This window comes from Saccharothrix variisporea (assembly GCF_003634995.1).
Taxonomy (GTDB): domain Bacteria; phylum Actinomycetota; class Actinomycetes; order Mycobacteriales; family Pseudonocardiaceae; genus Actinosynnema; species Actinosynnema variisporeum.
The window spans coordinates 6,316,223-6,328,854 of record NZ_RBXR01000001.1 but is presented as its reverse complement, the minus strand read 5'-3'; the positions used below and the strand labels follow the sequence as shown (position 1 = coordinate 6,328,854).

Genomic DNA, 12,632 nt, shown 5'->3' with positions numbered 1-12,632 from the left:
CCACGTCAGCTGAGCCAGTCGGGGCGCAGCGGCATGTGGGACTTGGTCCCGTCCAGCTTCACGCCCAGCACCTGGTGCAGCTGGATGTTGTTGCGCTCGAACCCGAGCCGGGACGCCGCCAGGTACAGCCGCCACACGCGTGCCCGGCCCAGGCCGACCTCGTCCACGGCCTCGTCCCAGTGCTTGTCGAGGTTCTCGCACCACGCGGCCAGCGTCATCGCGTAGTGCTCGCGCAGGTTCTCCTCGTGCCGCACCTCGAAACCGGTGTCGTGCATCAGGGACACGAGGTGGCCGGGGCCGACCAGCTCGCCGTCCGGGAACACGTACCGGTTGATGAACCCGCCCGTGCGCGCCCGCTGCTTGTTGTCCGGTCGGGTGATGCAGTGGTTGAGCATCCGGCCGCCGGGCTTGAGCTTGCGGTACAGGTGCCGGAAGTAGGCGGGCAGCTTGGCCTTGCCGATGTGCTCGGTCAGGCCGATGGAGCTGATGGCGTCGAACCCGGTCTCGCGGACGTCCCGGTAGTCCAGGTAGCGCACCTCCGCCAGGTCCGACAGCCCGGCCTCGACGATCGCCTTCTGCGCCCATTCGGCCTGGTTGCGCGACAACGTGACGCCCAGGGCCTTCACGCCGTACTCGCGCGCGGCGTGCATGACCATGCCGCCCCAGCCGCAGCCGACGTCCAGCAGCCGCATCCCGGGCTTGAGCCCGAGCTTGCGCGCCACCAGGTCGTGCTTGGCGAACTGCGCCTGCTCCAGGGTGGACTCCGCCGTCGGGTACACGGCGCACGTGTAGGCCATGGACGGGCCGAGGATCCACTCGTAGAACGTGTTCGAGACGTCGTAGTGGTGCGCGATCGCCTCGCGGTCGCGGGCCTTGGAGTGCCGCAGCCCGTGCAGCCGCCGCTCCTGCGGCGGGATCTCGACTCTCGACCTCAGCCGCTCGCGCCCGAGCGTGCCGAGCAGCGAAAGCCTTTCGGCCCACGGCACTTCCCGCAGCGAGATCTCCGACAGACTCCTCAACGCGCCGTAGACGTCACCGATGATCTCCAGGTGACCGGTGACGTAGGCGCGGGCCAGCCCCAGCTCGCCCGGCGCGGACGCCAGGTACGACAAGGCTTCCGGCGACCGCACCTCGATGCGCACACCCGCGTCGTCCGGCCCGGCCTTGCTGCCGTCGTACGCGCTGAACCCCACCGCCCGGTCGCCCCCGACCGCGCGCTGGAACACCTCGGCCAACCGCATGGACCACTCCTCTACCCGCGGAGAACGCACTTGGTGTACAGGTCCGGGAGCCGGCTCGCGGCGTCGTACCGCTTCTTCAGCTCCCGGTAGGTGGGACCGTTGTAGTTGTCCCAGAACTCCTGCTCCTCGTAGTAGGAGTCCGAGTACAACGACTTGTGCCCGCCCAGCTCGGTGACCTTGTCCTCGATCAACCGGTTGCGGCTGCCCATCGGCTCGCCCGGCCTCAGGTCCACTGTGGACCAGAAGCCGACGTTGACGTACAGCACGTCCGGGTCCATCGGGTACAGCGGCCAGCCGGTGCGGTCGCGCAGCCGCACCGGGCACAGCCAGACCGGCTCGATGCCGATCTCGCGGTGGAAGAAGTCGAGGAACTCGGCGAGGCGGTCCACCGGGATCTCGACGTCCTGGATGACCGGTTCCTGCACCGCCTTGCTGAGCTTGGCGGAGAAGCCGCGCCTGCGGTCCCACGCGACGATCTTGCGGTAGACGTCCGACCGCAGGTACCGCTTGGGCACCAGCCGTCGGACCACGGGGTGCTGGACGCCGAAGGCCCGGGAGCACCAGAACCAGTCGGTGTCCCAGCGCCACAGGTAGTCCCGCACGGTCAGGTAGTCGGTGCGGCGGGACTGGATCGAGCGGTAGTAGATGGCGTTGCCGGTGTAGTCGGAGCGGTACGGGGCGCGGTCGGCCCAACTGCCCAGGGTCAGGTACTGCTCGGTCCCGGAGAACACCGTGCCGTCGACGAAATCGACCGGTTCGCCCTGGTACGTCCGTTCCGCGCAGACCGCTTCGATGACCTCGGCGCACTCCTCCGCGCTGCCGAACGGGACGTGCCGCAGCTTGACGAAGGGGTGCACGCGTTCGAGCTCGATCTCCAGCCGGAGCGTGTAGCCGAGGGTGCCGTACGAGTTCGGGAAACCGCGGAACAGGTCGTCCTCCGGGCCGACCACGACGACCTCGCCGTCGCCGGTCATGACCTCCAGTTCGCGCACGGACTCGTGCGGCAGGCCGTTGCGGAACGAGCTGGACTCGATGCCCAGGCCCGCGACCGCGCCGCCCAGGGTGATGGTCTTGAGCTGGGGCACGACCAGGGGCATGAGGCCGTGCGGGAGGGTGGCGTCGACCAGGTCCTCGTAAGTCGTCATGCCCTGGACCTGCGCGGTCATCGCGTCGGGGTCGACTGAGAGCACCCGGTTGAAGCGGGCCACGTCGAGCCCCCCGGGTTGGTCGGCGCGGAACCGGAACAGGTTCGACGTCGGCTTCGCGAGCCGCACGGGCGCACCCGCGGGGATCGCTTCGTACTGGCCGCGCAGCGCGGCCACCGCCTGGCTGTGATCGCTCACGCGCACGACGTTAGGCCGCTCGGGCATGATCAGCACCCCCAAATTCCGCCGCCCCCGACATTACCGCCCGGTAGTACCTTGGACCGCGTGAGTTCCGTACGCGTGGAACGGTCCGGACCGGTGTGCACGGTGTTGCTGAACCGCCCCGAGGTGCGCAACGCGGTGGACGGCCCGACGGCGCACACCCTCACCGAGGTGTTCCGCGAGTTCGACGAGGACCCGGAGCTGTCGGTGGCCGTGCTGCACGGCGAGGGCGGCGTGTTCTGCTCGGGCGCGGACCTGAAGGCCCTGGGCACGGCCCGCAGCAACGACCCGCTCTCACCCACCGGTCCGATGGGGCCGACGCGGATGCGGCTGTCGAAGCCGGTGATCGCGGCGGTGGCCGGTCCGGCGGTGGCGGGCGGGTTGGAGCTGGCGCTGTGGTGCGACCTGCGGGTGGTCGAGGAGGACGCGGTGTTCGGCGTCTTCTGCCGGCGGTGGGGCGTGCCGCTGATCGACGGGGGGACGGTGCGGCTGCCCCGGTTGATCGGGACGTCCCGGGCGCTGGACCTGGTGCTGACCGGGCGGCCGGTGGACGCGGCGGAGGCGTTGTCGATCGGGTTGGCGAACCGGGTGGTGCCCGCCGGGACGTCCCGGGCGGCGGCCGAGGGGTTGGCGCGGGAGATCGCGGCCTTCCCACAGCTGTGCTTGCGGGAGGACCGGTTGTCGGTGCTGGAGCAGGAGGGGTTGGCGGAGGCGGACGCGCTGGCCAACGAGATGCACCACGGGATGGTGTCGCTGCGGGACGTGGAGTCGGGCCTGTCCCGCTTCCTGGCCGGCGAGGGCCGCCACGGCCGCTTCGACGGCTGACCACCGGCCTCAGTTCAGCGCGAGCACCCCCTCCACGTGCTCCCACAGGGTGTCCAGCAGCTGCGGGTCGTTGTCGAGCTTCGCGAACAGCACCATGCCCTCCAGCTGGGCGAGCACCGCGCGGGCGTGGGCGCGGGTGGCGCGGTCCGTCGGGAGCATTCCCTCCGCGTGTGCCTCGTGCAGGACGTTGTGCACCATCGCGACCTGCTGGTCGAAGATCTCCGCCAGGCACGCGTGGACGGCCTCGTCGTTCCCCCCGACCTCCAGCACCAGGTTGCCGTACAGGCACCCGCGCACCACGCCGACGTCCCGCTTGCTGTCGTACTGGGCCTTCACCTGCGCCCGGAGGAGTGCTTCCAGTCGCCGGAACGGGTGACCCCCGCCCCCGAGAACCGCTCGCCAGGCCGCGCTCTCCTCCTCCCAGGCGTGCCGCAGCGCCTCGACCGTCAGCGCCTGCTTCGACTCGAAGAAGTAGTAGAAGCTGCCCTTCCGCACCCCGGCCCGCTCGCAGATCTCGGCGACCCCGATCGCCCCGTACCCGCGCGCCCGCATCAGCTCGCAGGCCGCACCCAGCAACTTCTCCCGCGCATCACTGCTCCGTCCCACGCGCCACACAGTAGACGACCGGTCAACTATTGCGGAATAGTTGACCGGTCGTCTACCTTCCCCGCCATGACATCACCCTCGCGGCTCCTCGACCTGCTGGGGATCGCGCACCCGATCGTGCAAGGCCCGTTCGGCGGCGGGCTGTCGTCCGTCGCGCTCGCCGCCGCCGTGTCCGGGGGTGGAGCACTCGGGTCCTTCGGCGCCCACCACCTCCGCCCCGACGCCATTACCCGACTGGTCGCCGACCTCCGAGCCGCCACCGCCCGCCCGTTCGCGGTCAACCTGTGGGTTCCGCAGCCCGGCGAAGACGCCCCCGTCGACCTCGCACCCTACCGAGAACGGCTGGCACCCCTCTACCGACGACTCGACCTCGGCGACCCGCCCGACCACCTCGACCTACCCGACTTCACCGCCCAGGTCGAGGCGCTGCTGGCCGCCGGCCCGCCCGTGATCAGTTTCGTCATGGGCATCCCGCCACAGGACGTCCTCGCGGAAGCGAAGCGGAAGGGCATCGTCACCCTCGGCACGGCCACCACCGTGGACGAGGCGGTGGCGCTCGAGGCCGCCGGCGTGGACGCGGTCGTGGCGTCGGGCAGTGACGCCGGCGGTCACCGCGGGGCGTTCCTCAAGCCGGTGGAGCACTCGCTGGTGGGCACGTTCTCGCTGGTGCCGCAGGTGGTGGACGCGGTGTCACTCCCCGTCATCGCCGCCGGCGGCATCGGGGACCGGCGGGGGATCGCGGCGGCGCGGGCGTTGGGGGCGGACGGGGTGCAGATCGGCACCGGGTTCCTCGGCACGCGCGAATCCAACGCGAGTGAGGTGCACAAGCGGATGCTGCACAGTGACGCCGCCAAGGTCACCGTGCTGACGAAGGTGTTCTCGGGGCGGATGGCGCGGGGGATCCACAACGGGCTGGTCGACGAGCTGGCCGGTGCCGACCTCCCCCACTACCCGGTGCAGAACGCCCTGATGCAGCCCCTGCGGAAGGCGGCGGCGGAGCGGGGCCTGGCCGACTACGTCAGCCTCTGGGCGGGCCAGGCGGCCCCGCTCACCGCGGCGAAGTCGGCGCGGGAGTACCTGGACGAACTGGTGGGACCGCAGAACTAGTGCAGGCCCAGTTCGCGGGCGATCAGCATCTTCTGCACCTCGCTGGTGCCCTCGCCGATCTCCAGGATCTTCGCGTCCCGGTAGAACCGGCCCACCGGGAACTCGTTCATGAACCCGTACCCGCCGAAGATCTGCGTCGCCTCGCGCGCGTTGTCCATCGCCGTCTCCGACGACACCAGCTTCGCGATCGCCGCCTCGCGCTTGAACGGTTCGCCGCGCAGCATCTTCGCCGCCGCCTGGTAGTACGCCAGGCGCGCGGTGTGGGTGCGGGCCTCCATCTCGGCGATCTTGAACTGGATGGCCTGGTACTCGCCGATCTTGCGGCCGAACGCCTCGCGCTCGCGCACGTACCGCAGGCACTCGTCCACGCAGCCCTGCGCCAACCCGACGCCCAGCGCGGCGATCGCCACCCGGCCCTCGTCCAGCGTCTGGAGGAACTGCGCGTAACCCCGGCCCCGCTCGCCGACCAGGTTCGCCGCCGGCACCCGGCAGTCCTGGAACGACAGCTCGCGCGTGTCGGAGGCGTTCCACCCGACCTTGGAGTACTTGCGGGACACCGTGAACCCCGGCGTGCCGGACGGCACCAGGATCGCCGAGATCTCCGGCTTGCCGTTCTCCCGCCGACCGGTCACGGCCGCGACCGTCACCAGGCCGGTGATGTCCGTGCCCGAGTTGGTGATGAACGCCTTGGTGCCGTTCAGGACCCACTCGTCACCGTCGAGCCGCGCGGTCGTGCGCAGGGCACCGGCGTCGGAGCCGCCGCCGGGCTCGGTCAGGCCGAACGCGCCCAGCGCCTCCCCCGAAGTCAACCGCGGCAGCCACTCCTGCTTCTGCTCGGGAGAACCGAAGCGGTACAGGGGCATCGCGCCCAGCGAGACCCCCGCCTCCAGCGTGATCGCCACCGAGGAGTCGACCCGGGCCAGCTCCTCCAGCGCCAGGCACAGCGCGAAGTAGTCGCCGCCCATGCCGCCGTACTCCTCGGGGAACGGCAGCCCGAACAGCCCCATCCGCCCCATCTTGGCGACGATCTCGTAGGGGAACTCCTCGCGCTCGTAGAACTCGCCGATGACCGGTGCGACCTCGTCGCGCGCGAACTCCTCGACGGTCTTGCGCAGCGCCTCGTACTCCTCGTCAAGGCGGAAGTCCAACATCGCTCTCACTCCTGGTGCGGCACGACGACGGCTAGGGTCTGGTCCAGCGCGACCTGTTGGCCGGCCTGGACGTTCACTTCGGCGAGCACGCCGTCCACGGGTGCGGTGACGGTGTGCTCCATCTTCATGGCCTCGACCACGAACAACGCCTGCCCGGCGGTCACGTGCGAGCCCTGCTCGGCGCGCACCACGAGCACGGTCCCGGGCATGGGGCTGGTGACCGGGCCGCCGGTGCCCGTGTCGGCCGCCGAGGCGGCCTCGGACTGCTCGTGCTCGGTCAACGCCCACGAGTGGCCGTCCGCGCCGAGCCACAGCACGTCGCCGGCGCGGGCCATCGCGTACCGGCGGGTGCCGACGACCAGGTCACCGTCCACAACGGACGCCGACAGCCGCATCACCTCGCCGTCGCCCACGACGACTTCCGAACCCCGGACGCGCACGTCCACGTCGTCCACGCGCCACGTGGTCCACGCGTGCTCCCCGATCCGCCAGCCACCCGGCTGGTCCCACGGGTCGTCGCCGTGCGGGGCGAGCTGCCGTTCCAGAGCGGCGGCGGCATAGACCACCTCGGGCACCTCGTCGTGCACCAACGAGTCCAGCTTGCGCTCCACCAGACCGGTGTCCAGCGCGCCGGCCCGCACGTCCGGGTCGCGCAACAACGCCCGCAGGAACGGGATGTTCGTCGTCACGCCCAGCACGACCATCCGCCCCAGCGCGGAGTCCAAGCGCCGCAACGCTTCCTCGCGCGTGTCCCCGGACGCGATGACCTTCGCCAGCATCGGGTCGTAGTCGCTGCCGACCGTCAGTCCCTCGTACAGCGCGGAGTCCACCCGCACGTCGGACGGCTCGCGCAACGCCAGCACCGTGCCACCGGTCGGCAGGAACCCGCGCGCCGGGTCCTCGGCGTACACCCGGGCCTCGACGGCGTGCCGCGACAGCTCCACCGACCCCAGCGCCAACCGCTCGCCGGCGGCCACGCGCAGCTGCCACTCCACGAGGTCGATGCCCGTGGCCAGCTCGGTGACCGGGTGCTCGACCTGGAGACGGGTGTTCATCTCCATGAAGTAGTAGTCGCCGGTCGTCCCGTCGACGATGAACTCGACCGTGCCCGCGCCCACGTACCCGACGGACTTGGCCGCGTCCACCGCCGCCTGCCCCATCGCCTCGCGCACGTCGGGCGTCAGCAGCGGCGAGGGCGCTTCCTCGATGATCTTCTGGTGCCGCCGCTGGAGGCTGCACTCGCGCTCGCCGAGGTGCACGACGCCGCCGTGCGCGTCGGCCAGCACCTGGATCTCGATGTGCCGCGGGTTGGTGACGAACCGCTCGATCAGCAACGTGTCGTCGCCGAACGACCCGCGCGCCTCGCGCCGAGCCGACTCGATGGCGTCCCACAGCCCTTCGGCGGCGTGCACCAGCCGCATGCCCTTGCCGCCACCGCCGGCGGACGGCTTGAGCAGCACCGGGAACCCGATCTCCAGGGCCGCGTCGACCAGGTCGTCGTCGGTCATCCCGGCCTCGGTCCGCCCCGGCACGACGGGCACGCCGGCCGCGCGCACGGTCAGCTTGGCGCGGATCTTGTCGCCCATGGCGTCGATCGCCTCGGCGGGCGGCCCGATGAACACCAGCCCGGCCTTCTCGCACGCCCGCGCGAACTCGGTGTTCTCCGCCAGGAACCCGTACCCGGGGTGCACCGCCTGCGCGCCGGTCTCCCGTGCGGCGTCGATGATCCGGTCGATCGACAGGTAGCTCTCGCGGGCGGCGGCCGGCCCGATCCGGACCGCCACGTCGGCCAGCCGCACGTGCAGCGCGTCGGCGTCGGCGTCGCTGTACACGGCGACGGACCGGATGCCGAACCGGCGCAGCGCGCGGATCACGCGGACCGCGATCTCGCCGCGGTTGGCCACCAGGACGCTGTCGAACATGCCCCTCACATCCGGAAAACGCCGTAGGAAACGGGCTCGAGCGGCGCGTTGGCCGCCACGGACAGCGCGAGCCCGAGCACCGTGCGGGTGTCCTTCGGGTCGATCACGCCGTCGTCCCACAGCCGTGCCGTGGAGTAGTACGGGTTGCCCTGGTCCTCGTACTGCTGCCGGATCGGGGCCTTGAACGCCTCTTCCTCTTCGGCGGTCCACGCGTCCCCGAGCTGGTCGCGCCGCACGGTCGCGAGCACCGACGCCGCCTGCTCGCCGCCCATCACCGAGATCCGGGCGTTGGGCCACATCCACAGGAACCGCGGCGAGTACGCCCGCCCGCACATCGAGTAGTTGCCCGCGCCGAACGACCCGCCGATGACCACGGTGAACTTCGGCACCCGCGCGCACGCCACGGCCGTCACCATCTTGGCGCCGTGCTTGGCGATGCCGCCGGCCTCGTACTCGCGGCCGACCATGAACCCGGAGATGTTCTGCAGGAACACCAGCGGCACCGAGCGCTGGTCGCACAGCTGGATGAAGTGCGCGCCCTTCAACGCCGACTCGCCGAACAGGATGCCGTTGTTCGCCACGATCCCGACCGGGTGGCCGTGGATGCGGGCGAACCCGGTGACCAGCGTCGGCCCGTAGTCCTTCTTGAACTCCTGGAACCGGCTGCCGTCCACGATCCGCGCGATGACTTCCCGCACGTCGTAGGGGGTGCGGGTGTCGGTGGGCACGACCCCGTACAGCTCGTCCGGGTTCACCACCGGCTCGACGCTCGGCTCCACCTTCCACGGCCGCTCGGCGCGCGGACCCAGGGTGGACACGATCGAGCGGACGATCCGCAGCGCGTGCGTGTCGTTCTCCGCCAGGTGGTCGGTGACGCCGGAGGTGCGCGAGTGCAGCTCGCCGCCGCCCAGCTCCTCGGCCGTCACGACCTCGCCGGTCGCGGCCTTCACCAGCGGCGGGCCGCCCAGGAAGATCGTGCCCTGGTTGCGCACGATGACGGCTTCGTCGCTCATCGCGGGCACGTACGCGCCGCCCGCCGTGCACGACCCGAGGACGGCGGCGATCTGCGGGATGCCCTGGCTGGACATGGTGGCCTGGTTGAAGAAGATCCGCCCGAAGTGCTCGCGGTCGGGGAACACCTCGTCCTGGCGGGGCAGGAACGCGCCGCCGGAGTCGACCAGGTAGACGCAGGGCAGGCGGTTCTGCAGCGCCACCTCCTGCGCCCGGAGGTGCTTCTTGACCGTCATCGGGTAGTACGTGCCGCCCTTGACGGTGGCGTCGTTGGCGACCACCACGACCTCGCGGCCGGACACCCGTCCGACGCCGGTGATGATGCCCGCCGCCGGGGCGTCGCCGCCGTAGAGGCCGTCGGCGGCCAGCGGGGACAGCTCCAGGAACGGCGAGCCGGGGTCGAGCAGGGTGTCCACGCGGTCGCGGGGCAGCAGCTTGCCGCGCTCGACGTGCCGGGTCCGGGCCTTCTCCGGGCCGCCGCGGGCGGCGTCGGCGAGCTTGGCGCGCAGGTCGTGGACCAGGGCGGTGTGCTCGTCGGTGTAGCGCCGGAACGCTTCGCTCGACTTGTCGGCGGCGCTGCGCAGGACGGGGGCGTCCATGGGCTCCTCGCGGTTAGCAGTCGTTAACCTGAGGAAATGTTAGCGCCTGTTAACCCGACCGTCCACCACTGCGGACGAGCGAAGGGGGCCGCCCCGGCGGGACGGCCCCCTCCAGCATGTGGACCCGGGAAGCGGGCCCGGGAAGTGGGCTCAGCCGGTGACGGCGGTGAGCTCCGGCAGGTAGCCGAGGCGCTGGCCGTTGCGGTTGGGGTGGTAGGACTCCTCGACCGGCCAGCTGAGGCTGTTCAGCCACCAGTCCGCGGAGCAGATCTCGTGCCCGGTGAACGCCGTGCGCAGGTCGCGGTAGGTGAACGACCGGGCGGCGGCGCGGCCGGAGATGACGGACGCGAGGGTGTCGGCGGCCGAGTTGATGGCCGAGCGCTTGGTGTCGGACAGGCCCACGGAGCAGGAGCCGGGGACCTTGTAGAGGCGCGGGTAGCCCAGGACGACGACCTGCGCGTACGGGGCGCGGGCGCGGATCTGGCCGTAGACGTTGTCCAGCAGGCCCGGGAGGGTGCCGGTGGCGTACGCCTTGGCCTGGTTCACCCGGTTGATGCAGGTGGAGTCGGAGCCGAAGGTGCAGGTGGTGATGACGTCGGTGAAGCCCGCGTCGTTGCCGCCGATGGAGATGGTGGCCAGGGTGGTCGAGGCGTTCAGGGCGCCGATCTGGTTGTTGAGGACGTCGCCGGTGCGCGCGCCCGAGCAGGCGACGAACGCGAAGCTCGACACCGCGTGCGAGGCGGCCCAGAGGGCGGGGTAGGCGTACGGGCTGCGCTTGCAGCTGCCGCTGTCGCCGTAGTACGAGCCGGTGCCGGTTCCCGAGGAGTAGGAGTCGCCGAGAGCGACGTAGTTCACGGCTTGCGCTTGCGCGGGTATGGCCGTGAACAACGCCGCCGCCGCGGCCAGGGCGGCGGTGAGCAGGGTTTTGACGGAGCGCATCGGGGGCCTCCACGGAGCAGGGGGAACGCAGGGGGTTGTGATGCGGAGCACAACAAGAGTTACCAGGCGGTAGCGCCGGATTAGAAGGGTGGGTCAAGAGTTAACAGCGAGTAACTTCGGTCGGTTGGTGATCTTCCGACGACCGGCGGGTTAACGCTCGTTTACGCCCGGGGGCCTGGCTGTTTAGGATGGGTCCGTGGCCCCCGCCGATGGAGTGAAGCAAACCCGCCGCGAGCAGATCCTGGACGCCGCCGCGGAACTGTTCGCGCGACACGGTTTCCACGGCGTGGGCATCGACGACATCGGCGCGGCCGTGGGCATTTCCGGCCCGGCGCTCTACCGGCACTTCAAGAGCAAGGACGCCATGCTCGGCGAGATGCTGACGTCCATCTCGGAGCGCCTGCTGGAGGGCGGCCTGGCTCGCGTGCGGGAGGCTTCGGACGCAGCTTCGGCCTTGCACGCGCTCGTGCGCTGGCACGTGGACTTCGCCCTGGACGACCCGGCGCTGATCACCGTGCAGATGCGCAACCTGGCCAACCTGACCGACCCGGACCGGCGTCGGGTGCGGGCGTTGCAGCGGCGGTACGTCGAGGTGTGGGTCTCGACCCTCCAGGAGACGGTGCCGGTGGACGAGCCGACCGCCCGCGCGGCGGCGCACGCGGTGTTCGGGTTGATCAACTCCACGCCCCACAGCGCGCACCTGGACCGGGACCAGATGGCGTCGCTGCTGACCCGGATGGCGCTGGCGTCGCTGACCACGGCCGGGGTGCTCGCGGAGACCGTCGCCTAGCGCGGGTCCACGAGGACGACCAGCTTGCCGCGCACGTGGGTGTGCACCAGGTCGGAGTACGCCCGGGGTGCTTCCTCCAACGGGTACCGCCGGCCGGTGGTGTCGGGCAGACCGCCGGCGACGGCCCGTGCCGCCAACAGGTCGAGGTCTCCCGGGCGTGCGGTGCCGTAGACCGTGCGGACGGTCAGGTCGGCGCGCGCGAAGTCGGCGGGGTCGGGGCTGGGGAAGGCGACGTTGAGCAGACGCCCGCCTGGCTTGACGACCCGACCCAGCTCTGGTTCGGGCAGGGCCAGGTTGACCACGGCATCGACGCCGTCCGGGTGCCGCCGGAGTGTTTCGGTGGCCGTGTCGAGGGTCCGGTAGTCGACCAGTTCGGCCGCGCCCAGGCCGCGCACGTGGTCGTCGTCCTCGGGGAGGGCCGTGGCGATCACGTGCACCCCGGCGGCGGCCAGCAGCGGGACGAGCGCGCCGCCCACCCCTCCGGCGGCTCCGGACACCAGGACCCGTTCCCCCGCCTCGAACCCGCCCTCGCGCAGCACGGCCAGCGCCGTCAGCCCGGGTATCGGCAGGCCGGCGGCGTGCTCGGGGACCAAGGCCACCGGACGTCGGGCGAGGGCGGGGGTGTCGGCCTCGAAGACCGCGTACTCCGCCATGGCGCCGGTGGTCAGGGAGGGCGGGGTGGACAGCATCGCGGCCATGGCCGCCGTCGCACGCGGCAGCCCGACGCCGAACACCTCGTCACCGACCGCGAACCGGGTGACGTCCGGGCCGACCGCGGTGACCGTGCCGGCGAAGTCGCTGCCCGGCACGTGCGGGAAGGTCAACGGCGTTAGCTCGCGCAGCACCCCGCTGAGCGTGCGCAGGTCGGCGGGGTTGACCGCGGCGGCCCGGACGCGGACCTGGACCTGACAGGGGCCGGGCACCGGCACGGGGACGTCCTCCACCGTCAGCACCTCCGGCGAACCGTACCGCCGTGCGACCACCGCTCTCATGCCGACCTCCCCGGAAACAAGTTGACCACCCGGTCATGTTGGCGACGCTAACCGCAACATGACCGTGCGGTCAACTTCGGTT

The 12,632-nt window shown here is 71.2% G+C and carries 11 protein-coding genes; 3 read left to right on the top strand and 8 right to left on the bottom strand.

The genetic code is table 11. From position 1 onward, the window contains the following. Positions 1 to 5 precede the first annotated feature (5 nt). Positions 6 to 1,241 carry an SAM-dependent methyltransferase gene (locus DFJ66_RS28850; protein ID WP_121225663.1) on the bottom strand — a complete coding sequence of 412 codons (1,236 nt, stop codon included), beginning with the start codon at positions 1,239 to 1,241 and terminating at the stop codon, positions 6 to 8. An 11-nt stretch (positions 1,242 to 1,252) separates the two neighbouring features. Then, the gene (locus tag DFJ66_RS28845) at positions 1,253 to 2,611 is read right to left on the bottom strand and encodes an FAD-binding oxidoreductase (protein WP_170199715.1); all 1,359 of its coding nucleotides are present in this window, start codon (positions 2,609 to 2,611) and stop codon (positions 1,253 to 1,255) included. Between the two features lie 60 nt (positions 2,612 to 2,671). Between DFJ66_RS28845 and DFJ66_RS28840 the strand changes: the two genes are divergently transcribed. Next, positions 2,672 to 3,433, top strand: coding sequence for a crotonase/enoyl-CoA hydratase family protein (locus DFJ66_RS28840; RefSeq protein WP_121231873.1), 762 nt, complete (start codon positions 2,672 to 2,674; stop codon positions 3,431 to 3,433). A gap of 9 nt (positions 3,434 to 3,442) precedes the next feature. Here DFJ66_RS28840 and DFJ66_RS28835 read toward each other — a convergent pair whose 3' ends face one another. After that, complete coding sequence (locus tag DFJ66_RS28835) at positions 3,443 to 4,039, bottom strand: TetR/AcrR family transcriptional regulator (protein ID WP_121225661.1); 597 nt, start codon at positions 4,037 to 4,039, stop codon at positions 3,443 to 3,445. 66 nt (positions 4,040 to 4,105) lie between these two features. Between DFJ66_RS28835 and DFJ66_RS28830 the strand changes: the two genes are divergently transcribed. Next, positions 4,106 to 5,146: an NAD(P)H-dependent flavin oxidoreductase gene (locus DFJ66_RS28830; RefSeq protein WP_121225659.1), complete on the top strand. Its 1,041-nt coding sequence runs from the start codon at positions 4,106 to 4,108 to the stop codon at positions 5,144 to 5,146. On the opposite strand, the gene DFJ66_RS28825 is transcribed toward DFJ66_RS28830, so the two are convergent. From DFJ66_RS28825 to DFJ66_RS28810, 4 genes are all read right to left on the bottom strand, one after another. Then, positions 5,143 to 6,297: an acyl-CoA dehydrogenase family protein gene (locus DFJ66_RS28825; RefSeq protein ID WP_121225657.1), complete on the bottom strand. Its 1,155-nt coding sequence runs from the start codon at positions 6,295 to 6,297 to the stop codon at positions 5,143 to 5,145. The genes DFJ66_RS28830 and DFJ66_RS28825 overlap by 4 nt on opposite strands. 5 nt (positions 6,298 to 6,302) lie before the next feature. Next, entirely contained in the window at positions 6,303 to 8,219 is a 1,917-nt protein-coding gene (locus DFJ66_RS28820; protein ID WP_121225655.1) for an acetyl/propionyl/methylcrotonyl-CoA carboxylase subunit alpha, read from the bottom strand. A gap of 5 nt (positions 8,220 to 8,224) precedes the next feature. Next, positions 8,225 to 9,829, bottom strand: coding sequence for a carboxyl transferase domain-containing protein (locus DFJ66_RS28815; protein WP_121225653.1), 1,605 nt, complete (start codon positions 9,827 to 9,829; stop codon positions 8,225 to 8,227). 150 nt (positions 9,830 to 9,979) lie between these two features. Next, positions 9,980 to 10,768: an SGNH/GDSL hydrolase family protein gene (locus DFJ66_RS28810; RefSeq protein ID WP_121225651.1), complete on the bottom strand. Its 789-nt coding sequence runs from the start codon at positions 10,766 to 10,768 to the stop codon at positions 9,980 to 9,982. Between the two features lie 196 nt (positions 10,769 to 10,964). On the opposite strand from DFJ66_RS28810, the gene DFJ66_RS28805 reads away from it, so the two are divergent. Continuing rightward, a complete protein-coding gene (locus tag DFJ66_RS28805; protein WP_121225649.1) occupies positions 10,965 to 11,558 on the top strand; it encodes an SACE_7040 family transcriptional regulator in 594 nt (197 codons plus the stop codon). Here DFJ66_RS28805 and DFJ66_RS28800 read toward each other — a convergent pair. After that, positions 11,555 to 12,550 (bottom strand): NADP-dependent oxidoreductase, encoded by a 996-nt coding sequence (locus DFJ66_RS28800; protein ID WP_121225647.1) that lies wholly within the window; start codon positions 12,548 to 12,550, stop codon positions 11,555 to 11,557. The genes DFJ66_RS28805 and DFJ66_RS28800 overlap by 4 nt on opposite strands. Between the last annotated feature and the right edge of the window lie 82 nt (positions 12,551 to 12,632).